Origin of the sequence: Bacillus paralicheniformis (assembly GCF_002993925.1) — a bacterium.
Taxonomy (GTDB): domain Bacteria; phylum Bacillota; class Bacilli; order Bacillales; family Bacillaceae; genus Bacillus; species Bacillus paralicheniformis.
The window spans coordinates 1,036,047-1,061,079 of record NZ_CP023665.1; the positions used below are offsets into that span (position 1 = coordinate 1,036,047).

The following is a 25,033-nucleotide window of genomic DNA, read 5'->3' on the forward strand; positions in this document are numbered from 1 at the left end:
TTTGGACATTTTATGGTTTATTCCTACTCATGGGGACGGACGTTATCTCGGCACAGACACGGGAGGCAGAGCCGCAGATCACACCTATTTTCAGCAGGTAGCGCAAGCGGCTGACCGGCTTGGGTATACAGGGGTTCTTTTGCCGACGGGAAGATCGTGCGAAGATCCGTGGATTACCGCCGCCGCTCTGGCGTCAGTCACGAAAAATCTGAAGTTTTTAGTCGCTGTAAGACCCGGTTTGATGCAGCCGTCGGTTGCGGCGCGGATGGCTTCCACATTCGACCGGCTTGCAGAGGGCAGACTCCTCATCAATGTGGTCGCCGGCGGTGATCCGTATGAATTAGCCGGCGACGGCCTGTTTATCAGCCATGATGAACGGTATGAAGCGACAAATGAGTTTCTCGACATATGGCGGTCGCTTTTAAAAGGCGAGACTGTCAGCTATTCGGGGAAACACTTGAAGACCGAAAACGGCCGCTTACTCTTTCCGCCCGCCCAACACCCTCATCCGCCGATCTATTTTGGGGGCTCGTCAAAGGCCGGGCAGGAGACTGCCGCCAAACACGCGGATGTCTATTTAACATGGGGAGAGCCGCCCCATCTCGTTAAAGAAAAAATCCAATCTGTCAAAAGACAGGCTGAAAAAGAAGGGAGGAACGTCCGTTTTGGAATTAGACTGCACGTAATCGTCAGAGAAACGGAACAAGAGGCGTGGCAGGCGGCAAATAGACTGATCAGCCACTTGGATGATGAAACGATTGCCGCAGCCCAAAACGCGATGAAACGGACGGATTCATCAGGGCAAAAGAGGATGGTTCAGCTTCATCAGGGAAACAGAACCAATCTTGAGATCAGCCCGAATCTTTGGGCGGGCATCGGACTGGTCAGAGGCGGAGCGGGGACAGCGCTCGTCGGTGATCCGGAAACGGTGGCCTGCCGGATAAAAGAATATGCTGATCTCGGCATCGAATCCTTTATCTTCTCAGGTTATCCTCATCTTGAAGAAGCGTATCATTTTGCCGAAAAGGTCTTTCCGCTCCTTCCGTTTCGCCCGAAACTTCAAAGAAAAGCGTCTGGCGAAGTCATCGGAAATGACCATTTTCCGACGAGGCAAAAGGAAAAAACGATTTAAATAAAAAAACTCCAGACATTCTGGAGTTTTTTATCTGTTTTTATAAAATGAAAACATATATGAAAGATGCTGAATAATGATCAGCACAAAGATGACGATGATCGGGAAATACGGGATCCTGGCTTGGAAAAACGGGTAAAAGATCAATAGAAGCGCTGCGACTGGCATCGCCACATACAGCACGATATAAGATGTTCTGCATGCTTTTGCGGTAATCATCTGTTCTCTTTCATCCTGTTCTTTAAATTCGTCAGGAACGAGCATAAAGCGCTGCTTGCGTGAACCGCTTTTTTTCTCCAAGTATGTGTAAATCGAAAGCGCGAGCCCAAAGAGAAGGATGGGAATCAGGTTAAAAACAAAATGGAGCTCTGAAGCGTTTGTTTTCAAGCTTTTGGCGATTTGTTCCGATGTGTGAAAAAAGGTTATAAACGTCCAGCATGCGAGTCCGAACAGAAGGATGTGAAAGAAAGTCCGTGTGATCATATTCATTCGTGTTTGCCTCCCTCTAACCAAAATACGTCTTCCATTTTTAATTGAAATTCCTCGCAAATTTTCAAAGCCAAAAGAAGCGACGGGATGTAATTGCCTTTTTCAATGGCCGCAACTGTCTGCCTTGTAACTCCGATCGCGTTTGCAAGGGCTTCCTGTGAATACCCGTACCTTGCTCTCAATTCTCTAACCCTGTTGTTCATCCTACCACCTGCAATTCTTCGTTTATATAGTATATTTGACATATTGTTAAATGGGTTTGACATAATGTTAACTTGATTTTACAATGTAATCAACATCTTTTGATCTAGGATCGGCAGGTTATTAACTGTAACATTTAAATTTATACATAAAATTAACAGAAATGGAATAGAGAAAATAGAATTATCTCACTTTTTGAAAAAAGGGACTTTGGGGGTATTTTGGGGTTCGGATTTCAGGAGAAGGAGGGTCTTATTAGCTGGTTCTTTTTCCTTAACATCCTTGAAAGACACGAGATTTATAAAAAGAAAAAATGAGAGAGAAAGAAGGAGGAGAAATAAGACAAAAAGATTATAAAGACATCATAAAGTGGAAACGGGGCTTTCATCTTCTCTTCCAAGCCGAAAAGCGTGGGCCATTAGATTGAAAAACCGCGAGATCCTTAAATAAATAGTTGGAACGTAGTGTTTATGAAATAGGAAATTTCATAGATTTCAGTATGATTTTGGATATGTTACTCTTTGGTTACTTGATAGAAAGGAGGGGGAAAAATGACATACGCAGCACCTCAGGTTGACTATTCTGTCAATCCGTCGATCGAAGATCAGGCTTGGTTCTTGGTGTTTGTTGCAGTGCTTTTGGCACTTGGCGCAACTGTTGTTCTTGGCGCCGCTGTATGGTGTGTAGTTAACGGAAACGGCAGCTTCACAGGATCCGTCCAATGGGTCAGCGGTTTGAAAGTCAACATTGAATGTAGGAAATAGCCATACTTAAAGTATCTGTTCACAACAAGAGACATATTTGATGAGGCTTAACCGTCTGTGGGGGGCGGTTAAGTCTTCCTGACATTAATCATACCCTGGAGGCATTATGTTTATTATAGATAACCTATCTAAAACATATAAAAACAATGTGACTGCCGTTAGCGGGTTTCATATAAAGATTGAAAAAAACCAGATTGTCGCGATAGCGGGTCCGAACGGTTCAGGAAAGACGTCGATTATTAATTCCATTTTAGGAATCATTACGCCTAGTGAAGGAACCATTCTTTTGGATGACCTGCAGAACACGACGGCGGAATTCAAGCAAAAGCTGGCGTATGTTCCCGATGAACTGCTTTTGCCGGATGCCCTTTCAGCTGCCGAATATTTGGATTTTGTTTCTTCTATGTATAATTGTACATCAAATGAAAAGCGGAGACAATTAATTGAGCTTTTCGATATGAAAGAGGCTTTGCAGGAGCCGATTGAAACGTACTCACACGGAATGAAAAAAAAGACGCAGCTGATCGCTGCTTTTATGCTGGAGAGCGAATTTGTCATCATGGATGAGCCGTTTCGCGGGCTTGATATTGAAGCGGTCATCAATACGAAAAAGCTGATGAAGCGCTATGCGGCCACACAAGGATCGATACTGCTTGCGACTCATGACATGCTTTCTGCGGAAGAATTGTGCGATAAGATTGCGATTATTTCAAAAGGCGTCAAGATGGATGAAGGAAAAGTCAAAGAATTAAAGGTTAAATACAGCTGTAATTCGCTTGAAGAAGTGTTCTTGAAAGCTTCGATGCTGAGTGATAGGGGTGCGCATTTTGATCAAATCATTCGAAATTTCTAAAATGATGCTGAAAATGTGGCAGAAGGAAATGGGCAAGCTCTTAAATACCGGCACCAAAAAAATGATCGCCGCCCTTTTTTTAATTTTGGCGATTGCGATGGGGAGCATCATTGGCTACAGCTTTACGGGGATGTTTTTAAGCGCTTTTCTGAATGGAGAAATTCGCTCACTCGGGTTGTTCGTGATTTCAATGTTCATGAACGTCTCGATTTTTACGTTTGTTTTCTTCATTTTATTTAAAGTAAGGACGCCTGAACAGAACAGCTTCTCCATGCAGCTGAGCTGGTTCCCGCTGACGGCTTTCGAGAGGAGTCTCGGATATTTTATTCCGTTTGCCGGCGCGGTTTCATTCCTTGTCCTGTTTATCATGTCTATTCTGCTGATTCCGAATTTTGTCGCCAGCGGTGTAGGCTTTTGGTTTGCTTTTACGTTTTTTGCCCTGCTTTTTGTGCAGATCATTTTTTTCTTTTCGCTTCTCAACCTTGTTTATAACCTGGTGTATATGGTGATCTTGAAATTCGGTTTTCCGCTGCAAAAATTTTTTTCAATGTTTGTTCTTGTCGTATTAGCTGTTATTTACGGATTCACCTCTTTTGATCTGGGGAAGATTCAGAACGCTTATTCAACCTTTGATTATAATCTGACATATTTTGCAGCGCCGCTGTTTCTCGTGCTGAACGGTCAGTCGGCAGGCGCCGGAATCATACTGGTGGTGCTGATCTTGGCAGCCGCAGTAACTGCTTCGTTTATGTCGCTGAATGTTGTGCCGATCCTCACTGAAAAAAAATCATCCAAACTGTTTTCATTTATTAAAATCCCGTCGTCAAAACCGCTGTCTTTGGCGGTGAAAGAAATAAAATCACAGGCCAGAAATGAAGAAAATATTTTAAACTTCATTTTTTTACTTTTGGCTCTATGCTTTTTAAAATACAAATTTCAGTTCGGATTTACCGGGGAGAGCTATTTGGTGCTTGGAGGCGTGACGGGCATCATCGCCTTCAATTCATATGGGAATGATCTGCGGATGATGCAGGTGTACAAGGCGATGCACTTGAAAATAACAACGGTTTTGTGGTCAAAGTATCTCGGGCTGTGTGTGCTTGGCCTCATTCAACTCTGCTTGTTTTCCGTGTTGACGTGGACTTTTCCTGAGAGCTTTGCGGTCTTCGTAAAGACGATTGCCGTGCTATTAAACGCAATTGCGATGTTCTATTTAGCGGGCATTATTTTTCCGCTTGACCGCAACAACCCTTATATGGGGATCTTCTCTTTCGGAATGCTCCTCATCTTTATGATTCCGCTGTTTTTCATCGTGAATTATGCGGTCGATAAAGTCACGGGCGAAGCGCTGCTGTTTCTCATACCGTGTCTCGAATTACTGCTGATCCTGCTGTTATACGGAGGGTTTAAATGGAGGTACCATTATGATCATTAGGATGTTGAAAGCACTGGTCGGAATCAAAAAAATTCCCTATTTTCCAGAGCATGTGAAGCTGGATCGGAAGCATATTTCAGATCGCGATCTCGATGCGGATTTTCCCATCAATCCGACAGCCTATCAAATGCTGAAAGAAGTCGACGGAAAAAAAGACGAACTGGAGATAGCCGGGGATCTGGCCGGCGTCTTTCGCGTCAGTGAAGAGGTGTTGCTAAAGGATTTGCACCAATTGCTGACAGGGCTCAACCGCAACTATTTAATCAATTGGAAGTACGGTGAACGCCCGTCTTTCCTCGGTTTTCTCTATCAGTTTTTCGGCCAGTACCATATTCGCTACAAGGAAAGGTTTTCAAGCGATTCTGATTCATTTCTGTTTTTGTACATGAAATTTCTTCATGTGATTTCTAAGAAAATTATTGTTTTCTGGCTCGTCTTTTTGATGCTGTCGCTTTCGGCTTACATTTTCGTTCCGGACGGTTCAATCATCAGCATTGCCGCTTATTTTTCCGTCATCTATTTCGGGTTGATCACCGGCACAGCACTTCATGAAGTGGTGCACGGCATCGCGCACCGGAAATTTGTCGGAAAAAACGGGCCTCAAGGGTTTTTAGCGGCTGATATGATGTCCGTCAAATTTATCAGGCCTGTCATATCGCCGTATGATAAAAAGTCGATTTGGATTACGGCGTTGGGGCCGCTTATACCAGGGGCGCTCGGAATAGCCGGCGTGCTGTTTACGATCTTTTTTCTTCAGGAAAACGCGGTCTCGGTCGGCATGCTTCTGTTCTTTTCCACTTATGCTCTGCATATGATGTATCTGCTTCCGTTTATGGGTGACGGAAAGTCGATTATGAAACAGCTGATGATCAGAGGAATTGGAGGTAAATCATCATGAATACAAACTCTTTAAAGCAGGGACTAATCTTTGCCAGTTTCTCAAGCTTTCTCGCATTTCCGATGCTTGCGGCTGCGCTTTTGTTTTATCATCTTTTTTCAAATCAAACGAGCAACGATATCCTGTTTAACAGTTTGTCGTTTGTCATGGAGAGCGAATCGGCTTTTTCATTCCAGGTGAAGCCCAACTTTTTCTTCATTATGATCGGGCTGTTTATCGGCATTTTTATTATAACGGCCGCGATTTCATCAATTTATCAGAAAAAAAAGGGTGAATCTTAAAAGAGCTTGCTACTTGAGGCAGGCTTTTTTTATTTGCATCGGAAGACGGGTTGTGATAAATTTAAATCGTAATCATTACGCTTTATTGAGAAGGAGGATACTCAGAGTGGCCAAGAAATCAAAAATTGCTAAAGAAAAAAAGCGCCAAAAGCTTGTTGAACAATATGCGGAACTCAGAAAAGAACTAAAAGAAAAAGGCGATTACAGAGCTTTGAGCAAGCTTCCGCGCGACTCGGCGCCATCAAGGCTGCATAACCGCTGCGAAGTGACCGGAAGGCCGAGAGGATATATGAGAAAGTTTAAAATGTCGCGGATCGCGTTCAGAGAGTTAGCATATAAAGGCCAGGTACCAGGTGTGAAGAAATCCAGCTGGTAATCTGTCAATGTCCGGAAAAAAGCTGCCGATGTTCATATCGGCGGCTTTTTTTCGACAAATTTTTAATATACCCTTGACGAAATTTTAATAAACGTGTAACATAATAAAAGTCAAAACGATGATGTTGTTTTTAGAGATCATATGCGGGTGTAGTTTAGTGGTAAAACCTCAGCCTTCCAAGCTGATGTCGTGGGTTCGATTCCCATCACCCGCTCCATACATACTGTTTATAACGCAGTGTTTCGTTTCTCAGATTAAACGAAGCATTGCGTTTTTTCATGTATGAAATCATCGTAAAAAACCTGCTCTCTTTAAGAACAGGTTTTTAAGGAAAGACGGTTGAGATATGTTCGCCGCCGTGAATTTGTTCGAACATTTTTGTTAAAGACTCGAGCAGGCGGCGGGATTCTTCTATAGATAATGAGGGCCTGAAAAAGACGAGCTGCAAGGCATCTTTTGTATCCGTTCCTGCATGATGAAGGCTGAGGTTTCCGGTGATCGTGCCGAATGCTCCAGCATCATCGGAGAACGTGATGATCTCGCCGGGACTTCCGGGTTCGATTTTAATCGGACCGTTTAATTTCCGGGCATCATATATATGAACCGGTATCAAATATTTGAGGGAGAAAAAACGGCTCAGATCAATCGCTGAATTTTCCGGCTCAACAAAGCGCTGTTCTTTGATATCTTTCAGCATCCGTTCGAGTCCGCTTTCCCGTCCTGAATAAGACGGGTTCAGCTCCCGGAAGGCATCATGCCATTCTTTAACGGCCATTTCATCTTCGGGACTGCGATCGGCATAGTCAAAAAAAAGCGATTCCTGAAAAAGGCGGAGCCGGCCTTTGAGCATTTGCGGGGAGCCGGTGATCTCAATATCTTGATATAACACAGCACCAACCTTAAATGAAGGAATGCGGTTTAAAATAGCAGGCGCGATTTGCAAACGAAGTTCCAATTTAAATTCATCTCCCGTGTCATGGTACACTCTATTATACAGAGAGCGAAAACGAAAACAAAGAAAGGAGGCTCTGCACGATGGATGTGAAAAAACTGAAACAGGATGTCATCGAATTCGCACAGGAAATCGGCATCGATAAAATCCGGTTCGCCAGTGCAGATACTTTTGAAACATTAAAAGAACGATTGATTGAGAACCGGACCCTCGGCTATGAATCAGGCTTTGAAGAACCCGATCTTGAAAAGCGGACGAACCCGGATCTGCTTTTGCCGAAGGCGAAATCGATCATCGCCATCGCCCTTGCTTACCCTTCAAAAATGAAAGATGCGCCGAGAAGCAAGAAAGGCGAACGGAGGGGCATCTTTTGCAGAGCTTCCTGGGGAAAGGATTATCATCATGTCCTGCGGGAAAAGCTTGATCAGCTGGAAGAATTTTTGAAAGCGCAGCGCAGCGATGTCAGAACGAAATCGATGGTTGACACCGGTGAGCTGTCGGACAGAGCTGTCGCAGAGCGCGCGGGCATCGGCTGGAGCGGAAAGAACTGCATGATCATTACGCCTGAATTCGGGTCTTACGTTTACTTGGCGGAAATGATTACGAATATTCCGTTCGAGCCTGATGAGAGAATCGAAGATCAATGCGGCTCATGCAACAAATGTATCGAGGCATGCCCGACCGGTGCGCTCGTCAACCCCGGGCAGCTCAACTCCCAGCGCTGCATCGCTTTTCAGACGCAGACAAAAGGTTTTCTGCCCGACGAGTTCCGTACGAAAATCGGAAATAGGATCTACGGCTGTGATACGTGCCAGATGGTATGCCCGAAAAATAAAGGGGTCGATTTTCATCTGCATCCTGAAATGGAGCCGGACCCTGAGATTGCCAAGCCGCTTTTAAAACCGCTTCTGACGATGTCGAATCGCGAATTTAAAGAAAAGTTCGGCCACGTGGCCGGCTCATGGAGAGGCAAAAAGCCGATTCAGAGAAATGCGATTATCGCACTTGCCCATTTTAAAGAAACGGACGCTCTCCCTGAACTGATTGAGCTGATGCACAAAGATCCGCGGCCGGTCATCAGGGGAACCGCCGCATGGGCGGTCGGAAAGATCGGCGGAGCGGATGTGATGGGTGAATTGGAGCGCGCGCTCGCGCACGAGCAGGATGAAGAAGCAAAAGTTGAAATCCAAAAAGGCATCGGCCTTTTAAAAGAAACGAGTGCGACTAATTGAGGGCTGTCCTGACATATGTTTAATGATGAGAAATGAATTAACAAACATATGGTGGTGTAGCCCTTGAAACAGATCATCGAGCAGCTCCTGAAAGCCAGACTTCATTACTTAATCAACGGAAAAGATGAAACAAACTGGCGGGATGCCGGGGGTTTTGAAGTCATTGAACGGAAGCGGAGGCTTTTTCAAAACCGCGGCGTGCAGATCGTGAAGGCCAATATGAAAGCAGCTGTAAAAGAGCACTGGCTTGATGAAGACGGCGCGTCGCATGTGAACTATCAAACCCATACCGTATACTTGTGCAAAGACGGGGATGATATGTATATGGAAGAACATATTGAAGACAGAAGCGCCATTTTGTATGATCAGATGGTCATCAAAGACTCCAAGGCCCCGCGTCCGGCCGCACAGTCTTATCCTGAGCCTGAAAGCGGCGATGATGAGATGCGCGAATTGCTGGGAAGGGCGTTCCGCTATGACCGGCTGGCCGCGGTGCGCTATGCGGAAACGTATTGGAATAAACGAAATCCCGCTTACAAAAACTTTGAAGACAATTGCACAAACTTTATTTCCCAGTGCATAAGGGCCGGAGATGCGCCGATGCGCGGCTATCCGAACAGAGGCAAAGGCTGGTGGATGCAAAACCATTCCTGGAGTTACAGCTGGACTGTCGCTCATTCGCTCAGAACCTTTTTGAAGCAGTCAAAAGCCGGCCTCCGAGCGGTTCAAAAGCGGGCCGCGAAAGAGCTGATCGAAGGCGATGTCATTTGCTATGATTTTAACGGAGACGGAAGATTTGACCACGTGGCTCTTGTGACGGCAAAGGATAAAAGCAATATGCCGCTGGTGAACGCGCAAACGCACGACTGCCGGATGAGGTACTGGTCTTACGAGGATTCGCCTGCCTATACTTCATCGATTCGATATGCGTTTTTTCATATATCAGATGATACGACAAAATCGTAATGAGTGGTATAATAAACAGCGGATCAGAAAAACAGAGGTGAATACTTTTGGCATTGCATGTCGTACTATATCAACCAGAAATTCCTGCAAACACAGGAAATATCGCACGGACTTGTGCAGCAACAGATACAACGCTTCATTTAATCAGACCGCTCGGTTTTTCAACCGACGATAAAATGCTCAAGCGGGCAGGTCTTGATTATTGGGAATTCGTCAATGTCGTCTACCACGACTCATTGGACGAATTGTTTAATGCCCATCCTGACGGCCGTTTTTTCTTCATTACAAAATTCGGTCAAAAACCGCACACTTCATTTGATTATTCAGATCAAAACGAAGATCACTTCTTTGTCTTCGGACGAGAGACGAACGGCTTGCCGAAAGAGCTGATCGAACAAAACATGGATCGCTGTCTGCGCCTGCCGATGACAGAGCATGTCAGATCACTGAACTTATCAAATACTGCAGCAATCCTCGTGTACGAGGCGCTTCGCCAGCAGAATTACAGAGATTTGACTTAAGCTTTATCAGGAAAAGAGCCCTTTTTAACAGAGGGTTCTTTTTTTTGCTTTATAATGTAACAGTGTTATGTTACAATGTGTGTAAAGGAGCTGAAACAGATGGTTCAGGATGATTTAATTTCAAAAAAAGAGCTGCTGGATTTGACTTCGATCTCATACGGGCAGCTCTATAGATGGAAACGGAAAAATTTAATACCGGAAGAGTGGTTTATCCGGAAATCGACGTTCACCGGACAAGAAACGTTTTTTCCGAAGGAAGACATTTTAAAAAGAATCGAAACCATTCAAAGCATGAAAGAAAATCTTTCCCTTGATGAAATGGCGGAAATGTTTACACCCGGTCTGTCCGAACTAAACGCGAGCCGCGGGGAACTGCTTGAAAAAGGCATCGTTTCACAAGCGGTCATGACGTTTTTTGAAGAATGCACCGGAAAGCGCGATGATCCATTTCATCTGACAGAAGCGCTTGCGGCTTATGTGTTGGAAGGCCTGCTCCAATCCGGCGACATCAGCCTGGATGAAGGAAAAATGGTGCTGGATGTCATCATGTCGCACGAGGCGGAGAACAAAGGGAGGCTGATTGTGCTTCGGAAGCTCGGCATTGCAACATGTCTGATCACCGAGGGCAGCATCGTGTTGGAAAAAGGAGTCAAGGTCGCCGCTGACATCAATCTGGCAGCGAGCAGCGAAGAATTGAAAACAAAATTCATGTAAATGGAGGATCAAAAGATGGAGAATTTATTGATAAACGGATTTGGCAGTTCAGGTGGAGGCACGTATCAAACGGTTGAATTAAACGGCAAAGGAACGATTAACGGCGATATTGACTGCGAAAGGTTCAGCTGCAGCGGCACCGGGACTGTAAACGGAGACGTGAAAGCGGGGGAGCTGAGAATCAGCGGCCACGCCAAACTAAACGGCGCAATCGCAGCTTCCAAGGTCAGAATCGACGGTTCTGCAAAGGTGGATGGCGATGTCGAAGCAGAACAGCTTAAAGTCTTAGGCTATGCCGGCATTAGCGGACATGTGAAAGGCGACGAAGCAATCGTTCGCGGAAAAACGTCAATCGGCAAAGACTGCGAAGTGGAACATTTTACTGCGGAAGGCTATTTTACAATCGACGGGCTTTTAAACGCGGAACAAATTGAGATTAAGGTTCACGGCGGTGAAAGTAAAGTGAAAGAAATCGGGTGCCGGCGGATCGTCTGCACTGCACATCAATCGAAGCTGTTCTCGTTTTTAACGCCGCTTATTTCTCCTCCGAGACTGTCTGCCGAGCTGATTGAAGGGGATCAAATTGAACTCGCCAATACGGCCGCGAAAGTTGTCCGGGGCAATTCGGTTATCATCGGCGAAAATTGCGACATCGACCTGATTGAGTATAAGGAAGATATCCGGGTGGCGGAAACGGCAAAAGTCGGAGAGAGAAGGAAAATATAGCGGAGGGATAGGACATGAAGAAACACGACTTGAAAATACACGGCTCCGGAAATGCCGGAGGCGGATCATTCCATCATGTTCTCATCAGAGGTGAAGGAACGATCACAGGAAACATTGAATGTGAAAAATTCAGTACACACGGCACAAGCGAATTGTCAGGCGATGCGACAATCAAAAGCTTTAGTGTACACGGGGAAACAGAGATCCGGGGGAGGCTGAAAGCTGACAAAGCCAGAGTGTACGGGACGGTGGATGTTTCTGAGGACGCCGACATCAGCGATGCAGCCGTAAAAGGCATTATCAATATCGGGGGTAATATGGCGGCTGAAACGTGCGATGTCAAAGGCGCACTGAACGTAAGAGGCGATTGTGAGGCAGAGGATTTTACACTGACGGGCAGCTTGGACGTAAAGGGTCTGCTGAACGCCGGCGCGATTGACATCGGCTTAAAGTTCGGAAACAGTTCGATTGGCGATATCGGCGGCACGCATATTAAGATTGTCAAAAAACGCGGGCTCTTGTTTAATAGAAACGGAGGTTTTCTCTCAGCAGGGACAATCGAAGGAGATGATATTTACCTGGAAAACACGGAGGCCCGCATGGTCAGGGGAAACCGCGTGCATATAGGGCCCGGATGCAAGATTGAGAAAGTTGAATACAAAAGCAGCTGCCGGGTATCTCCTAAGTCTGAAGTGAATGAAGATCAACAGGAATAAAACAGTGTTATGTTACGAAAAAAGGATGGCTTCAAAAGTGAGCCATCCTTTTTCCTTTGAATTTTATTTGCCGGGTTTGCTTTCGTATCCGGCAGTAAAAATGGATACGAGGAACGCGAGGATGACCCCCATCATGATCAACGTTCTCATTAAAATCCCTCCTCATCCTTATTCCCTTGTTGTCATCTGCACCGATGCCATCAGCCGTACCGCAGGAGCACTTGCGGACGGAACTTTTCTGCTCTTATTATGAATGGTTTGCTCCATCCTTGTCAATTCGAGGAAAGTACATTTCATTTTTTATATGAAAAGCATCTAAAGGGACATCTCCGCATAGATTGAATGTAACAGTGATTCACTTGGCACCTTGCATTTATCATCATATAGGAGGTTCTTATGGATATATTAAAAAAGATTGAACAGTATAGAGAGGAAGAGCAGCGTCTGAAATGGGAAGGAACCTTCGCTGAATATTTAGAAATCGTAAAGGAAAATCCGACTGTCGCGCAATCTGCTCATTCCCGCGTTTACAATATGATTAAAGACAGCGGCATTGAAGAGAAAGACGGGAAAAAAGTATACAGCTTCTTTGACAAAGAGCTGTTTGGTCTTGAAGAGCCTTTGGAACGCCTAGTTGAAGAATACTTTCATCCGGCCGCGAAGCGCCTTGATGTCAGAAAAAGAATCCTGCTTTTGATGGGGCCTGTTAGCGGGGGAAAGTCGACTTTGGTCACCATGCTGAAAAGGGGGCTTGAAGCATACTCTCTTACAGATGAAGGGGCTGTCTACGCCATTCAGGGCTGTCCAATGCACGAAGATCCGCTTCATCTAATTCCTCAGCATCTGCGGGACGATTTTTACAATGAATACGGCATTCGTATTCAAGGCAACCTGTCCCCGTTGAACATGATGAGGCTGGAACAGGAATACGGCGGAAGAATAGAAGACGTGAAGGTTGAAAGAATCTTTTTTTCAGAGGATAAACGGACGGGGATCGGTACGTTCAGTCCGTCGGACCCTAAATCGCAGGATATCGCTGATCTGACGGGAAGCATTGATTTTTCGACGATTGCCGAATACGGATCGGAATCCGATCCGCGCGCATACCGGTTCGACGGAGAATTAAACAAAGCGAACAGAGGAATGATGGAATTTCAGGAGATGCTGAAATGCGATGAAAAATTCCTCTGGCATCTTTTATCGCTTACACAGGAAGGGAATTTCAAAGCGGGCCGGTTCGCGCTCATCTCAGCGGATGAATTGATCGTAGCCCACACGAATGAAACCGAATACCGTTCATTTATATCCAATAAGAAAAACGAAGCGCTCCATTCGCGGATTATCGTCATGCCGATTCCATATAATTTAAAAGTATCAGAAGAAGAAAGAATTTATGAAAAAATGATCGCTGAAAGCGATGTGTCTGATGTTCATATTGCGCCGCACACGCTAAAAGTGGCTGCGATGTTTTCGATTTTGACGAGGCTGAAAGAGCCGAAGCGGTCAGACATTGATCTTGTCAAAAAAATGAGGCTGTATGACGGAGAGAGTGTTGAAGGCTACAATTCTGTCGATGTCGAGGATTTGAAAAAAGAATACACTGACGAAGGAATGAGCGGAATCGATCCGCGCTATGTCATCAACCGGATCTCGTCGACGATCATCCGCAAAAACATGGAATCGATCAATGCGCTTGATGTCCTCCGTTCTTTAAAAGAAGGGCTTAGCCAGCATCCGTCGATTTCGGCAGAAGACCGCGAGCGTTATTTGAACTTTATTTCCGCCGCCAGAAAAGAATACGACGAAATGGCGAAGAAAGAAGTCCAAAAAGCGTTTGTGTACTCTTATGAGGAATCTGCGAAAACGCTGATGGACAATTATCTTGATAATGTCGAAGCGTACTGCAATAAAATTAAGCTTCGCGATCCGCTGACGGGAGAAGAAATGAATCCGGATGAAAAGCTGATGAGGTCAATAGAAGAACAAATCGGCATTTCCGAAAATGCGAAAAAGGCATTCCGCGAAGAAATTCTCATTCGCATTTCTGCCTATGCAAGAAAAGGGAAACGGTTTGACTATAATTCGCATGAGCGGCTCAGAGAAGCCATTCAGAAAAAGCTGTTCGCAGACTTGAAAGATGTCGTCAAAATCACGACATCGACAAAAACGCCGGACGAACAGCAGCTCAAGAAAATCAACGAGGTCGTCGCCCGTCTCATTGATGAGCACGGCTACAACTCGACTAGCGCAAACGAACTCTTAAAATATGTAGGAAGCTTATTAAACCGGTAACTTGAAGACCCGTCCGGAGAAGGGCGGGTCCTTTTGTCCCATTTTCAAAATTGTTTGTCAAAAGTTATTTGCACCTGCATAAGATAACAATAAACATTTTAGACTTGCATCCGCAGGGCTATAAACCGAAGCCATTTAAGGGATTATCAATAAGGAGGGGAATTCATGTCCCATAAAGACAATGGCCATTTTATTATTTCTCAGGAAGACTGGTCCCTCCACCGAAAAGGGTATGATGACCAACAGCGTCACCAGAAAAAGGTGCAGGACGCGATCAAAAACAATCTGCCTGACCTGATTACGGAAGAAAGCATTATTATGTCCAACGGCAAAGATGTTGTCAAAATTCCGATTCGATCGTTAGATGAGTATAAAATCCGCTATAACTATGATAAAAATAAACATGCCGGCCAGGGAGACGGCGACAGCGAGGTAGGAGATATCGTCGCAAGGGACGGTTCGGATAAACGGGGCGCCGGCAAAGGCCAGGGAGCGGGCGATCAGGCCGGTGAAGATTATTATGAAGCTGAAGTTTCGTTAATCGATTTGGAAGAGGCGCTCTTCAGCGAAATGGAACTGCCGAATTTAGAACAAAAAGAACGGGATGATATCGTTGTCGAAGATATTGAGTTCAACGATATCCGCAAAACGGGTTTGACCGGTAATATCGATAAGAAAAGAACGATGCTCAGCGCTTTTAAGCGAAATGCAATGACGGGAAAACCTTCATTTTATCCGATCTACCCCGAAGACTTAAAATTTAAAACGTGGAATGACTCCGTAAAGCCGGAATCAAAAGCCGTTGTGCTCGCAATGATGGATACGAGCGGATCGATGGGCGTTTGGGAAAAATATATGGCGCGAAGCTTTTTCTTTTGGATGACACGTTTTTTACGGACAAAGTATGAAACGGTCGATATTGAGTTTATCGCCCATCACACTGAAGCCAAAGTGGTATCAGAAGAAGATTTCTTTTCGAAAGGGGAAAGCGGGGGCACGATTTGTTCATCTGTATACCGCAAATCCCTCGAACTGATTGAAGACAAATACCATCCGACACGCTATAACATTTATCCGTTTCATTTTTCGGACGGCGATAATTTGACATCCGACAATGCGCGTTGCGTTAAGCTTGTCGGAGAGATTATGGAGAAAGCGAATATCTTTTGCTATGGCGAAGTCAACCAGTACAACAGACATTCAACGTTAATGTCAGCCTACAAAAATATTAAAAACGAAAAATTCAAGTATTATGTGCTGAAACAGAAAGCCGATGTTTTTCAGGCTCTGAAGAGCTTCTTCAGCAATGAAGAACGGCATCAATATACATGAAAAAACGCGATTGAAACCTCCGGCAGCGGAGGTTTTTTGTTTGGAAAATATTTAAATCAAAATTTTAAGTGCAAGGTTATTGACATTCTTTATTACTTTAACTAATATTTAATCTTGTTAACTATTTATTTTGTTGTGCAGAGGTAAAAACAAATTTACCGCTTCCGATCTTTCTTGCTCAGTTTTGAACAACTTTTTCAGTACACGTCCCGCAAGTTGCTGGGCAGGAAATAGGAAAACGCAAAACCGCGGAAGCCGATCAAACCGGCTTCATCCAAAATATAAGGATATGAAAGGAGAAATAAACATGAGCAAAGGACGTTTAATTGCGACGAACATTATCGGACTCATCATCGTGCTTGCCATCTTAGCAGGAGGTGCGTATTTCTATTATGACAGCATCAGCTATGTGAAAACCGACGAAGCACACGTGACAGGCGAGATGGCCGACATTACGGCGCCTGCATCAGGGAAGCTCTCAGATTGGGATTTGAAAGAAGGATCAAAAGTTTCAAAGGACGAAAAAGCAGCGAAAATCAAAGGGGAACAAACGGTTGACGTGAAGTCGATCATGGACGGAACGATTGTCAAAAACGAAGCGAAAGAAGGCCAGATCGTACAAGCCGGTCAAACGCTTGCGAAAACCATCGACATGGATCATCTGTACATTACAGCTAACATTGAAGAAAACGACCTGAAAGACATCGAAAAAGGGGACAAAGTCGATATCGTCGTTGACGGTGATTCAGGCACTACATTTGAAGGAAATGTCGAAGAAATCGGCTATGCGACAAACTCAACATTTGACTTGCTTTCTCAAAGCAATTCAAGCGGAAACTACACGAAAGTGACGCAGAAAGTACCTGTGAAAATTTCAATTAAAAACCCGTCTGACAAAGTGCTGCCGGGAATGAACGCATCCGTGAAAATTTCAAAATAACCGGGGGAAATAAAAAAGAGCGAAAGGAGGATGTCATAAGTGGCTTCTCAGAAAAAAGGAAATATGTCACTGCTCATCATTTTAATGGGCGGCTTGTTTCTGGCCATTTTAAACCAAACGCTACTGAATGTGGCGATGCCTCATCTCATGACAGAGTTCAATGTGAGCGCCACAACGATTCAATGGCTGACAACCGGATATATGCTTGTCAACGGCGTTTTGATTCCTTTATCAGCCTTCCTGATTATGCGGTTCGGCGGACGGAGCTTGTTTTTAACGGCGATGCTGCTGTTTACGGTCGGAACGCTGATATGCGGAATTGCGCCTAACTTCTCGACGATGTTAACCGGACGCCTCATTCAGGCAGTCGGCGGAGGCATACTTCAGCCTTTGGTCATGACCACGATTCTCTTTATCTTTCCTCCGGAAAGCCGCGGGAAAGGAATGGGAATCTTCGGGCTTGCGATGATGTTTGCTCCTGCTGTCGGTCCGACGCTATCCGGCTGGGTCATTGAAAACTACAGCTGGCGGATCATGTTTTACGGCCTTGTGCCGGTTGGTTTGATCGTCATCATTTTCGGTTTTTTCCTATTTAAAAATATGACGGAACCTAAAAAAATCAAATTGGACACAGCAGGCGCGATTCTTTCAATTGTCGGATTTGCGGCGTTGCTGTATGGTGTGAGCGAAGCCGGCTCAGACGGCTGGGATGATCCGCTCGTACTTTCCACAGTTGTGATCGGTGTGATCGGCATTGCCGCTTTTATCATCCAGCAGTTGAAATCGAAAGAGCCGATGCTTGACTTCAGAGTGTTCAAATACGATATGTTTTCACTGTCAAGCGTGATCAACGCCATCATTACAGTTGCTTTGTATGCAGGAATGTTCCTGATTCCGATTTATTTGCAAAACCTGGTCGGCTTTACAGCGCTTCAGTCGGGGCTTCTGATGCTGCCGGGCGCACTCGTCATGCTTGTGATGTCGCCGATCTCAGGAATTTTATTTGATAAAGTCGGCCCAAGGCCGCTAGCGATTGTCGGATTATTGATCACTGTTGTGACGACCTACGAATTTACGACGCTTACGATCGATACACCGTATATGCACATCGTGTTGATCTATGCGATTCGGGCGTTTGGGATGTCCATGTTGATGATGCCGATCATGACTGCCGGCATGAACCAGCTTCCGCAGCATTTAAACAGCCACGGAACGGCGATGTCGAATACGCTTCGCCAAATCAGCGGTTCGATCGGAACGAGCTTGATCACGACGATTTATACAAATCGCACGACATTCCACTATGCATCAATGGCCGATCAGACAAATACGGCTGATCCGTCATTTATGAGCACATTGCAGTCAACCATTCAGTCAACAGCGCAATCGATGCATATATCTCTTGAACAAGCACAACAATATGTCGTGAAATATTTGACCGGACAGGCTCAGCTCAACTCGAATGTCATGGGCATCAATGACGCATTTATGTGGGCGGCCGGGTTCTGTGTCATCGGCCTCGTTCTCAGCCTGTTTTTGAGGGATGTCAGAAAAGACAAGCTGCGCAGGAAGAACAAGGCGGAGGAGCTGACATTGCTTCCGGCTCCTAAAGAAGCGAAAGAATCTTAAAATGAGGAGGTTCTGACATGAAAATTTATGTTGTTTACGACAGTGAAGGCGAGCATACGAAAAAGCTGGCTGAAGCCATTGCGGAAGGCGCAGGGGAACATGAGGCTGCAGACGTGCTGATCGATCATGTCAGCCAGGCGGATATTAGAAAGCTCGAAGAAATGGATGCTATCATCTGGGGCTGCCCAGGTCATTTCGGTACAATCAGCTCCGGATTAAAAACTTGGATCGACAGGCTGGGCTACCTTTGGGCGGAAGGGAAGCTGATCAATAAGATCGGCGCAGTCTTCTGCACAACAGCGACAACTCACGGCGGTCTTGAGGCGACAATGCTCAACTTAATAACACCGATGCTTCATCAAGGCATGATGGTCGTCGGCTTGCCTGGAAATGTACCTGAAAATGCTTTATACGGGTCTTATTACGGTGCAGGCATCACGTGTCCTGTCGACAGTGACGAACTGATCGGCGAAGAAGGCCTGGAGCTGGGCCGGGCTTTAGGCAGACGCGTCGCCCAAGTGACAGACCGCTTTACAGCAGGACAGTGAGGAGCGATTTGACATGACCATTATATTGACCATCATCGCTGCTGTCCTCGTCATTATCGGTCTGGTGGTATTTAATGTGCGGTCGGCGTCTTCACAGGATAAACCCGAACATGAGGATAACGCGGCAGCTGAAGCTGGCATTCCTCATGTTCAGGAAGAAGAAGCGCCTGAGCAAGTTGAAGCCGATCAGCAAGATCCGTTCGAAATGAATGATCAAACCTATCGGGCGATTCTGCAAAAACTTCAACATCCAAAAGAGGAAAAAAACCATTCCGAGAAAACGGAAATGGACGATATGGATTACCGAAAAGCATTAAAATCCATGAAAAAGCGGGAACAGGATTAAAGGCAAATTCGCTGGGAACCAGCGGGTTTGCTTTTTTTTTTTGCATTTTTTTGTAATATTTGATTGCGATTTTTACTGTATCGGTGTACTATTGATGTAGTACACCGATACAGTGACTAGAGGAGGATATGTTTTGCGGTCTTTCAGCGGTTTATTTAAAAAAGATTTTCTCATGGCAAGGTTTTGGTTTTTGGTTTGGATGCTGTGCATGATTTGTGCGATTATTGCAAGCTTTTGGTTTGCTCATTATACAGGCGAATCAATGGCTCTTTTTGGGGCGCTAGTGACCATTTTATTATTTCATAGTCTGTTTTGTCCTTTAATGATCCTAGCTCAGCTCCGTCTGGAAGGGAAGACGCAGCTTTGGTTATATAATCCGAACAACAGTGCGTTATTGCTGGTGTCAAAGCTTGCTTCAGCTGCCGTATACCAATTGATTTCCCACGCTGTTTTATTCATTTTCGGGCTGGTTGTCAGAAGCGTTCTGCTCTCCAGCAGCGCCGGTCTGTTTTCCGTGTCAGATTTGCTTCTCGTCAATATCGCTGTCTTTTTAGGCTCCATCAGTTTTTCCACATGGGTGATGTTTCTGTGGACGGTATATGAAGCGCTCAGAAAATATCCGGCTATCAAAAAAATCCGCTGGATCATTCCCTTGCTAATCTACAGTGCTTACGGATTAATCGAGGCGCTGTTCATCGAGAGCGGCTTATTCCAGGAATTGCAGAAATTGTGGAGCATTTCTTTAAAGGCTGAATTCAAACTTCATTACGAACATTCAGGATGGACTGTTACATTTTCTCAAGTTGATTTGCCGGGTGTTCTCCTGGTGTATTACACAGTCTTAGGCGTCTGTCTCTTCTATCTCTCCTGCAAATTACTGAACAGAAGAGTTGAGGTGTAAAAGAATGGCAAATGAATTTTCTGCTTCAAAGCCGATCTATAGGCAAATAGCCGAACAGCTCTTTAAAAAAATGATTCGCGGAGAGATCAAGCCGGGAGAAAAATTGCCTTCGGTCCGTGAGCTGGCTGTTCAGACACAGGTAAATCCGAATACAATCCAAAGAACCTACAATGAAATGGAAAGGATGGGCGTGGTGGAGACCAGAAGGGGACAGGGCACCTTTGTTGTTGAACATACGGAAGTCATCGATGATTTAAAGCGGGAGATGAGGACGGAAGTTATCGGGCAATTTGTCCAGAGCATGGAAGAGCTTGGCTTGTCTAAACAAGACATGTTGTTGGAACTTGACCGTTTTCTTCAGAAAGGAGATCCCAAATGAAGATTGAGCTGAAAAATGTCACGAAGAAGTTTGGCAAAGAGTATGCGCTCAAAGAGGCCGATCTGTCACTTTCTCCCGGGAAAATTTACGGGTTGACAGGACCGAACGGCAGCGGCAAATCTACGATCTTGAAGCTGATCACAGGGCTCTCGTTTCCGGATTCGGGCTCGGTGCTGATCGGAGGGCGGCCGGCAGCCAGAAAGGAGACGAAGAACATCGCCTATTTAACAGAGCTCGATATGTTCTACGATCCATTTCGGGTCAAGGATATGATTCACTTTTATGAAACCCAGTTTTCCGATTTCCGTATAAATAAAGCGTGGGATCTGTTAAAGGACATGAAAATCGACGGGGATAAAAAAATCGGCAAGCTTTCCAAAGGCAACCGGGGCAGGCTGAAGCTCGCGCTCACATTGGCGCGCGATGCAGCAGTCGTGCTGCTTGATGAGCCGTTTTCCGGTCTTGATCCGATGGTGAGAGAATCGATCGTCAAAAGCCTTCTTACATATTTGGAGCTTGATAAGCAGACAATCGTCATCGCCACCCATGAGATTCATGAAATTGAACAAATTTTGGATGAGGTCGTTGTCGTCTTAAATGGCCGAATTGAAGAAAAAAAGGATGTCGAACAGCTGCGCGAGGAATCCGGAATGTCGCTTTTGGAATGGCTGAAACGGTTTATTGAAGAAAAAAATTGAAAAGGCTGGAGGAGAAACAGTGGAAACACTTTTGGAATTAAAAAATGTATCAAAAACGATCAGGGGGAAAAAGATTATCGACGGCTTGAGCTTTGACGTGCGGGCAGGCGAAATATTCGGCTTCCTGGGTCCGAACGGCGCCGGAAAAACGACGACGATCCGGATGATTGTCGGGCATATGAACATCACCGCCGGTGAAATCGCCGTGTGCGGCGTCAGCGTAAAAGAAAATTTTGAAAAGGCCGCGCGGCATATCGGAGCGATCGTTGAAAATCCGGAACTGTATAAATTTTTAACGGGCTATCAAAACCTTCAGCAATACGCGCGCATGACGAAAGGCGTGACGAAACAGAAAATTGACGAAATCGTCGAGCTTGTCGGATTGAAAAACAGGATCAATGATAAGGTCAAAACGTATTCTTTAGGAATGAGACAAAGGCTTGGCCTGGCCCAAAGCCTTTTGCACGATCCGAAGCTCTTGATTCTCGATGAGCCGACGAACGGGCTTGATCCGGCCGGTATCCGGGAAATTCGCGATCATTTAAGAAAGCTGACGAGAGAAAGAGGTATGGCGGTCATCGTTTCAAGCCACCTGCTTTCAGAAATGGAGCTGATGTGCGACAGGATCGCCATTATCCAGAACGGAAAGCTCCGGGATATTCAGCATGTGCACGGACCCGCTCGGGATGAAAAGAAGCGCTATTATATTCAAGCGGATGACAATCAGGCTCTGATGCGGGAAGCGGCTGCCTTCAAAAAGATGAAGGTTGACGAAGCGGATGGCGGGATAGAGCTCAGCCTTCAAAAGGATGAAGTGCCTGATTTGATCAAACACTTGTCAGACAACGGTGTCCGCCTATATGAAGTGAAGGCTGTGAACAAATCGCTGGAAGACCGGTTCCTGGAAATCACCGCAGAGAAGGAGGAAGCTCAGCATGTTTAATCTCATCGTAAATGAATGGATCAAAATTTTTAATCGAAAAGGCACATATGTCATGATTGCGATTTTGCTGTTATCTGCCATCGGGCTGGGCGTTCTCACAAAGACGATCGGAGAGACAGACCAAAACCCGGACTGGAAAAAAGAATTGATGCAGGAAAATAAAGATATGAAAGAACAACTTAAAGGGGTCAATAATCCGGCACTTGAAAAAAGCTATGAACGGTTGACCGCCATTAATGAGTATCGAATCAAGCACGATTTGCCGGAAGACGGGGACTATTCGGCCCTGTCGTTCATCAGCGACGCGAGCAGCACCATTCCTCTCCTCGGTCTGTTTGTGATCACGGTGGCTGCGGGAATCGTTGCGAATGAATTCAACTGGGGAACGGTGAAGCTGCTTGTCATCAGGCCGATCAGCCGCTTTAAAATTTTGCTGGCAAAATATTTTACAGTTCTGCTTTTTGCATTGGCTTTGCTTTTCATTCTGTTCGCAAGCGCGGGTATCACAGGCATTGCTTTATTCGGGGCAGGCGACGGCAGCCAGGTTCACTTGGCGTACGCCGATGGAACAGTTGAAGAAAAAAGCCTGCTGCTGCACTTGGCCGGCAGCTATTTGCTGAATTCAATCTCGCTTTTGATGATGGCGACAATGGCCTTTATGATTTCAGCTGTTTTCAGAAACAGCTCGCTTGCCGTAGGTATTTCAATTTTCCTTTTGGCAATGGGCGGAACGGTGACAAACTTGCTCGCAACGAAATTTGATTGGGTGAAATACATCTTATTTGCCAACACTGATCTCACTCAATACTTTGACGGATCTCCGCTTGTTTCAGACATGACGCTGGGATTCTCGATTGTGGTGCTGGCTGTCTATTTTATCGTTTTTCATGTGCTCGCCTTTGGTGCATTCACAAAAAGAGACATCGCTTCATAAGCGGTTTTCGCAAAAAAAGCCTGACGCCGGTTTTCCGGGCGTCAGGCTTTTTTTAAATATAAAAAGACTGCTGACATTCGGTCAGCAGTCCTGTATGAAGATCAGCGGTTCACAGCTTACGCTTTTGTTACGTTAGCAGCTTGTGGTCCGCGGTTTCCTTCAACGATTTCGAAAGATACAGATTGGCCTTCTTCCAAAGTTTTGAAGCCTTCGCCTTGAATAGCAGAGAAATGAACGAATACATCGTCTTGTCCTTCAACTTCGATGAATCCGAAACCTTTTTCAGAGTTAAACCATTTTACTTTACCTTCTAGCATGAAATTTCCTCCTAAAGCGATAACGCTTAAATTCACTATTCTTGCTCTAAAACAAACTTCCAAGACGAAAACTCTTACAAAACTTTCTTCTTAAAGATAGTTCGAACAAAAATAATTACCTTTACTTTACCAGTGTTTAAGCGAAATTACAACTGCTAAACACAATTTTTTTAAAAAAAGTGAAATTTAATAATCAGGGCGAAAAATAAAGCATTAAAAAGCGGGTTTTTGAAATTTTCACAATTCTGATTGACAACATTTCAAAGAAGCTGTAAAGTTAGGTAAAACTTCATGCATCAACACTTCTTATTTAGAGAGGCGGAGGGAATTGGCCCTATGAAGCCTCGGCAGCGGGTTCTGCATACAGCAGAATACTGTGCCACATCCAACAAGCCGTACGGGCTTGGAAGATAAGAAGAGAGCGGACCACTCTATTTACTTCGTGTCGTCTAAGGCTTCTTCTTATTTTTTAAGAGGGAGCCTTTTTTGTTAGCCAAAAAGAGGAGGAAGATCATCATGATTACATTTGAAGGCGTTGAAAAGGTCTATGAAAGCGGCGGACAGAAGGTTCATGCGCTCAATGGAATCGACCTTCATGTAGATAAAGGGGAAATATACGGCGTCATCGGATTCAGCGGCGCAGGGAAAAGCACGCTGATCCGCTGTGTGAACTTCCTTGAAAAACCGACGGCCGGAAAGGTATTCGTCGGCGGAAGAGACTTAATGTCTCTGTCGAAAGCTGAGATTCGAGCTGTTAAAAGGAAGATCGGCATGGTATTTCAGCATTTTAACCTGTTAAATTCAAAGACGATTTTCGCTAATGTCGCTGAGCCGCTCGCGCTTGTCAAAACACCGAAAGCCGAAATCAAGCAAAAAGTGACGGAACTGCTCCATTTTGTCGGACTTGAGGATAAAGCCCGCGATTATCCGGATCAGCTGTCGGGCGGCCAAAAGCAGCGCGTCGGCATTGCCCGGGCGCTGGCGACAAATCCGGAGGTTCTGCTCTGTGATGAAGCGACATCCGCGCTTGACCCGCAGACGACCGGCGATATTTTGAAGCTGCTGAAGCGCGTCAACGAACAATATAACATCACGATTTTGTTGATCACTCATGAAATGAATGTGGCAAAAGAAATCTGCGACAAAGTCGCGGTCATTGAAAAAGGAAGGATCATTGAATCAGGCAGCGTGTTTGACGTGTTTTCCGCGCCGGAAACCGAAACGGCCAAAAGCTTTGTCAAATCAGCCATCGACCACGAGATACCTGAATCGATTCAAAAATTAAATGTGAAGCATCTCTACCAGCTTCAATTTGTCGGCGAATCTTCCGGGAAGCCATTTCTTTCGCAAGTGGCAAAGCGGTTTGACGTAGAAGTCAACATTCTGCACGGAACGATTACAGAGCTTCAGGGAATTCCGTTTGGCAGTATGACGGTTGAACTGCAGGGGGAAGACGGTGAAATCGGGCGGGCGCTCGAATATATCCGCAGAGAAAACATTCGCATCAGGGAGGTATAA

30 protein-coding genes, 1 tRNA gene and 1 riboswitch are annotated in these 25,033 nt (G+C 45.3%); of the genes, 27 read left to right on the forward strand and 4 right to left on the reverse strand.

Going from position 1 to position 25,033, the window contains the following annotated elements; translation table 11 throughout:
• Nucleotide 1 precedes the first annotated feature (1 nt).
• Entirely contained in the window at nucleotides 2-1,132 is a 1,131-nt protein-coding gene (ssuD, locus tag CP943_RS05265) for an FMNH2-dependent alkanesulfonate monooxygenase (RefSeq protein WP_020450658.1), read from the forward strand.
• Nucleotides 1,133-1,162: 30 nt separating this feature from the next.
• Here the strand turns inward: ssuD and CP943_RS05270 are convergent, their stop codons facing one another.
• A complete protein-coding gene (locus tag CP943_RS05270) occupies nucleotides 1,163-1,621 on the reverse strand; it encodes a hypothetical protein (RefSeq protein ID WP_025811868.1) in 459 nt (152 codons plus the stop codon).
• Nucleotides 1,618-1,824: a helix-turn-helix transcriptional regulator gene (locus CP943_RS05275; RefSeq protein ID WP_020450660.1), complete on the reverse strand. Its 207-nt coding sequence runs from the start codon at nucleotides 1,822-1,824 to the stop codon at nucleotides 1,618-1,620. Before CP943_RS05275 ends, CP943_RS05270 begins: the two co-directional genes overlap by 4 nt.
• Nucleotides 1,825-2,373: 549 nt before the next feature.
• Here CP943_RS05275 and CP943_RS05280 point away from each other — a divergent pair.
• The 7 genes from CP943_RS05280 to CP943_RS05310 all read left to right on the forward strand — a co-directional run bounded on the left by CP943_RS05280 (nucleotide 2,374) and on the right by CP943_RS05310 (nucleotide 6,646).
• A complete protein-coding gene (locus CP943_RS05280) occupies nucleotides 2,374-2,586 on the forward strand; it encodes a hypothetical protein (protein ID WP_020450662.1) in 213 nt (70 codons plus the stop codon).
• A 106-nt stretch (nucleotides 2,587-2,692) separates the two neighbouring features.
• Nucleotides 2,693-3,439 carry an ABC transporter ATP-binding protein gene (locus tag CP943_RS05285; RefSeq protein ID WP_020450663.1) on the forward strand — a complete coding sequence of 249 codons (747 nt, stop codon included), beginning with the start codon at nucleotides 2,693-2,695 and terminating at the stop codon, nucleotides 3,437-3,439.
• On the forward strand, nucleotides 3,405-4,874 hold the full coding sequence (locus tag CP943_RS05290; protein WP_025811867.1) for a hypothetical protein: 1,470 nt from the start codon (nucleotides 3,405-3,407) through the stop codon (nucleotides 4,872-4,874). Before CP943_RS05285 ends, CP943_RS05290 begins: the two co-directional genes overlap by 35 nt.
• On the forward strand, nucleotides 4,864-5,772 hold the full coding sequence (locus CP943_RS05295; RefSeq protein WP_020450665.1) for a PqqD family protein: 909 nt from the start codon (nucleotides 4,864-4,866) through the stop codon (nucleotides 5,770-5,772). The genes CP943_RS05290 and CP943_RS05295 overlap by 11 nt, the downstream gene beginning before the upstream one ends.
• On the forward strand, nucleotides 5,769-6,053 hold the full coding sequence (locus tag CP943_RS05300; RefSeq protein WP_011197680.1) for a hypothetical protein: 285 nt from the start codon (nucleotides 5,769-5,771) through the stop codon (nucleotides 6,051-6,053). Before CP943_RS05295 ends, CP943_RS05300 begins: the two co-directional genes overlap by 4 nt.
• A 106-nt stretch (nucleotides 6,054-6,159) precedes the next feature.
• Nucleotides 6,160-6,429 carry a 30S ribosomal protein S14 gene (gene rpsN, locus CP943_RS05305; protein ID WP_023856470.1) on the forward strand — a complete coding sequence of 90 codons (270 nt, stop codon included), beginning with the start codon at nucleotides 6,160-6,162 and terminating at the stop codon, nucleotides 6,427-6,429.
• A gap of 143 nt (nucleotides 6,430-6,572) precedes the next feature.
• Nucleotides 6,573-6,646: transfer RNA gene (locus CP943_RS05310), tRNA-Gly, on the forward strand.
• A gap of 108 nt (nucleotides 6,647-6,754) precedes the next feature.
• On the opposite strand, the gene CP943_RS05315 is transcribed toward CP943_RS05310, so the two are convergent.
• Nucleotides 6,755-7,384, reverse strand: coding sequence for a hypothetical protein (locus CP943_RS05315; protein WP_105980832.1), 630 nt, complete (start codon nucleotides 7,382-7,384; stop codon nucleotides 6,755-6,757).
• Nucleotides 7,385-7,464: 80 nt separating this feature from the next.
• Here CP943_RS05315 and queG point away from each other — a divergent pair, with 80 nt between their 5' ends.
• From queG to CP943_RS05400, 18 genes are all read left to right on the forward strand, one after another.
• Complete coding sequence (gene queG, locus CP943_RS05320) at nucleotides 7,465-8,613, forward strand: tRNA epoxyqueuosine(34) reductase QueG (protein WP_026580012.1); 1,149 nt, start codon at nucleotides 7,465-7,467, stop codon at nucleotides 8,611-8,613.
• A gap of 63 nt (nucleotides 8,614-8,676) precedes the next feature.
• Nucleotides 8,677-9,579, forward strand: a complete 903-nt coding sequence (locus tag CP943_RS05325) for an amidase domain-containing protein (RefSeq protein ID WP_105980833.1) — start codon at nucleotides 8,677-8,679, stop codon at nucleotides 9,577-9,579.
• A gap of 47 nt (nucleotides 9,580-9,626) precedes the next feature.
• On the forward strand, nucleotides 9,627-10,100 hold the full coding sequence (gene trmL / locus CP943_RS05330) for a tRNA (uridine(34)/cytosine(34)/5-carboxymethylaminomethyluridine(34)-2'-O)-methyltransferase TrmL (RefSeq protein ID WP_020450670.1): 474 nt from the start codon (nucleotides 9,627-9,629) through the stop codon (nucleotides 10,098-10,100).
• A gap of 99 nt (nucleotides 10,101-10,199) precedes the next feature.
• Nucleotides 10,200-10,814, forward strand: a complete 615-nt coding sequence (locus CP943_RS05335) for a YhbD family protein (protein WP_020450671.1) — start codon at nucleotides 10,200-10,202, stop codon at nucleotides 10,812-10,814.
• Nucleotides 10,815-10,829: 15 nt separating this feature from the next.
• A complete protein-coding gene (locus CP943_RS05340; protein ID WP_039072541.1) occupies nucleotides 10,830-11,540 on the forward strand; it encodes a polymer-forming cytoskeletal protein in 711 nt (236 codons plus the stop codon).
• Nucleotides 11,541-11,554: 14 nt separating this feature from the next.
• Nucleotides 11,555-12,256 carry a hypothetical protein gene (locus tag CP943_RS05345; protein WP_039072542.1) on the forward strand — a complete coding sequence of 234 codons (702 nt, stop codon included), beginning with the start codon at nucleotides 11,555-11,557 and terminating at the stop codon, nucleotides 12,254-12,256.
• Nucleotides 12,257-12,293: 37 nt separating this feature from the next.
• On the forward strand, nucleotides 12,294-12,509 hold the full coding sequence (locus CP943_RS22270) for a hypothetical protein (RefSeq protein WP_125897635.1): 216 nt from the start codon (nucleotides 12,294-12,296) through the stop codon (nucleotides 12,507-12,509).
• Between the two features lie 143 nt (nucleotides 12,510-12,652).
• Entirely contained in the window at nucleotides 12,653-14,548 is a 1,896-nt protein-coding gene (gene prkA, locus CP943_RS05350) for a serine/threonine protein kinase PrkA (RefSeq protein ID WP_020450674.1), read from the forward strand.
• Between the two features lie 165 nt (nucleotides 14,549-14,713).
• On the forward strand, nucleotides 14,714-15,880 hold the full coding sequence (gene yhbH / locus CP943_RS05355; RefSeq protein ID WP_020450675.1) for a sporulation protein YhbH: 1,167 nt from the start codon (nucleotides 14,714-14,716) through the stop codon (nucleotides 15,878-15,880).
• Between the two features lie 307 nt (nucleotides 15,881-16,187).
• Nucleotides 16,188-16,820 carry an HlyD family secretion protein gene (locus CP943_RS05360; protein ID WP_020450676.1) on the forward strand — a complete coding sequence of 211 codons (633 nt, stop codon included), beginning with the start codon at nucleotides 16,188-16,190 and terminating at the stop codon, nucleotides 16,818-16,820.
• Between the two features lie 63 nt (nucleotides 16,821-16,883).
• Nucleotides 16,884-18,449: a DHA2 family efflux MFS transporter permease subunit gene (locus tag CP943_RS05365; RefSeq protein WP_217626294.1), complete on the forward strand. Its 1,566-nt coding sequence runs from the start codon at nucleotides 16,884-16,886 to the stop codon at nucleotides 18,447-18,449.
• Nucleotides 18,450-18,466: 17 nt separating this feature from the next.
• On the forward strand, nucleotides 18,467-18,997 hold the full coding sequence (locus CP943_RS05370) for an NAD(P)H-dependent oxidoreductase (RefSeq protein WP_020450678.1): 531 nt from the start codon (nucleotides 18,467-18,469) through the stop codon (nucleotides 18,995-18,997).
• 13 nt (nucleotides 18,998-19,010) lie between these two features.
• Complete coding sequence (locus CP943_RS05375) at nucleotides 19,011-19,343, forward strand: hypothetical protein (protein WP_026580008.1); 333 nt, start codon at nucleotides 19,011-19,013, stop codon at nucleotides 19,341-19,343.
• A 133-nt stretch (nucleotides 19,344-19,476) separates the two neighbouring features.
• Complete coding sequence (locus CP943_RS05380; protein ID WP_051303785.1) at nucleotides 19,477-20,244, forward strand: hypothetical protein; 768 nt, start codon at nucleotides 19,477-19,479, stop codon at nucleotides 20,242-20,244.
• Between the two features lie 4 nt (nucleotides 20,245-20,248).
• The gene (locus tag CP943_RS05385) at nucleotides 20,249-20,623 is read left to right on the forward strand and encodes a GntR family transcriptional regulator (protein WP_039072545.1); all 375 of its coding nucleotides are present in this window, start codon (nucleotides 20,249-20,251) and stop codon (nucleotides 20,621-20,623) included.
• Nucleotides 20,620-21,321, forward strand: coding sequence for an ABC transporter ATP-binding protein (locus tag CP943_RS05390; protein WP_023856480.1), 702 nt, complete (start codon nucleotides 20,620-20,622; stop codon nucleotides 21,319-21,321). Before CP943_RS05385 ends, CP943_RS05390 begins: the two co-directional genes overlap by 4 nt.
• A gap of 19 nt (nucleotides 21,322-21,340) precedes the next feature.
• Complete coding sequence (locus CP943_RS05395; RefSeq protein WP_025811849.1) at nucleotides 21,341-22,264, forward strand: ABC transporter ATP-binding protein; 924 nt, start codon at nucleotides 21,341-21,343, stop codon at nucleotides 22,262-22,264.
• Complete coding sequence (locus tag CP943_RS05400; protein ID WP_025811847.1) at nucleotides 22,257-23,198, forward strand: ABC transporter permease; 942 nt, start codon at nucleotides 22,257-22,259, stop codon at nucleotides 23,196-23,198. The genes CP943_RS05395 and CP943_RS05400 overlap by 8 nt, the downstream gene beginning before the upstream one ends.
• A gap of 116 nt (nucleotides 23,199-23,314) precedes the next feature.
• Here CP943_RS05400 and cspB read toward each other — a convergent pair whose 3' ends face one another.
• Nucleotides 23,315-23,515: a cold shock-like protein CspB gene (gene cspB, locus CP943_RS05405; RefSeq protein ID WP_003155376.1), complete on the reverse strand. Its 201-nt coding sequence runs from the start codon at nucleotides 23,513-23,515 to the stop codon at nucleotides 23,315-23,317.
• 303 nt (nucleotides 23,516-23,818) lie between these two features.
• A riboswitch (SAM riboswitch) is annotated at nucleotides 23,819-23,932 on the forward strand.
• Nucleotides 23,933-24,031: 99 nt separating this feature from the next.
• Here cspB and CP943_RS05410 point away from each other — a divergent pair.
• Complete coding sequence (locus tag CP943_RS05410) at nucleotides 24,032-25,033, forward strand: methionine ABC transporter ATP-binding protein (RefSeq protein WP_023856483.1); 1,002 nt, start codon at nucleotides 24,032-24,034, stop codon at nucleotides 25,031-25,033.

Excerpts from the sequence above, each read along its gene's own strand:
- CP943_RS05370 (WP_020450678.1), top strand. The coding sequence starts at position 18,467 with ATGAAAATTTATGTTGTTTACGACAGTGAAGGCGAGCATACGAAAAAG.
- queG (WP_026580012.1), top strand. The coding sequence starts at position 7,465 with ATGGATGTGAAAAAACTGAAACAGGATGTCATCGAATTCGCACAGGAA.
- CP943_RS05335 (WP_020450671.1), top strand. The coding sequence starts at position 10,200 with ATGGTTCAGGATGATTTAATTTCAAAAAAAGAGCTGCTGGATTTGACT.
- cspB (WP_003155376.1), bottom strand. The coding sequence starts at position 23,515 with ATGCTAGAAGGTAAAGTAAAATGGTTTAACTCTGAAAAAGGTTTCGGA.
- CP943_RS05390 (WP_023856480.1), top strand. The coding sequence starts at position 20,620 with ATGAAGATTGAGCTGAAAAATGTCACGAAGAAGTTTGGCAAAGAGTAT.
- prkA (WP_020450674.1), top strand. The coding sequence starts at position 12,653 with ATGGATATATTAAAAAAGATTGAACAGTATAGAGAGGAAGAGCAGCGT.
- yhbH (WP_020450675.1), top strand. The coding sequence starts at position 14,714 with ATGTCCCATAAAGACAATGGCCATTTTATTATTTCTCAGGAAGACTGG.
- CP943_RS05340 (WP_039072541.1), top strand. The coding sequence starts at position 10,830 with ATGGAGAATTTATTGATAAACGGATTTGGCAGTTCAGGTGGAGGCACG.
- CP943_RS05360 (WP_020450676.1), top strand. The coding sequence starts at position 16,188 with ATGAGCAAAGGACGTTTAATTGCGACGAACATTATCGGACTCATCATC.
- CP943_RS05280 (WP_020450662.1), top strand. The coding sequence starts at position 2,374 with ATGACATACGCAGCACCTCAGGTTGACTATTCTGTCAATCCGTCGATC.
- CP943_RS05270 (WP_025811868.1), bottom strand. The coding sequence starts at position 1,621 with ATGAATATGATCACACGGACTTTCTTTCACATCCTTCTGTTCGGACTC.
- CP943_RS05410 (WP_023856483.1), top strand. The coding sequence starts at position 24,032 with ATGATTACATTTGAAGGCGTTGAAAAGGTCTATGAAAGCGGCGGACAG.
- CP943_RS05275 (WP_020450660.1), bottom strand. The coding sequence starts at position 1,824 with ATGAACAACAGGGTTAGAGAATTGAGAGCAAGGTACGGGTATTCACAG.
- CP943_RS05345 (WP_039072542.1), top strand. The coding sequence starts at position 11,555 with ATGAAGAAACACGACTTGAAAATACACGGCTCCGGAAATGCCGGAGGC.
- CP943_RS05285 (WP_020450663.1), top strand. The coding sequence starts at position 2,693 with ATGTTTATTATAGATAACCTATCTAAAACATATAAAAACAATGTGACT.
- CP943_RS05375 (WP_026580008.1), top strand. The coding sequence starts at position 19,011 with ATGACCATTATATTGACCATCATCGCTGCTGTCCTCGTCATTATCGGT.
- CP943_RS05295 (WP_020450665.1), top strand. The coding sequence starts at position 4,864 with ATGATCATTAGGATGTTGAAAGCACTGGTCGGAATCAAAAAAATTCCC.
- CP943_RS05300 (WP_011197680.1), top strand. The coding sequence starts at position 5,769 with ATGAATACAAACTCTTTAAAGCAGGGACTAATCTTTGCCAGTTTCTCA.
- CP943_RS05365 (WP_217626294.1), top strand. The coding sequence starts at position 16,884 with ATGTCACTGCTCATCATTTTAATGGGCGGCTTGTTTCTGGCCATTTTA.
- CP943_RS05385 (WP_039072545.1), top strand. The coding sequence starts at position 20,249 with ATGGCAAATGAATTTTCTGCTTCAAAGCCGATCTATAGGCAAATAGCC.
- CP943_RS05400 (WP_025811847.1), top strand. The coding sequence starts at position 22,257 with ATGTTTAATCTCATCGTAAATGAATGGATCAAAATTTTTAATCGAAAA.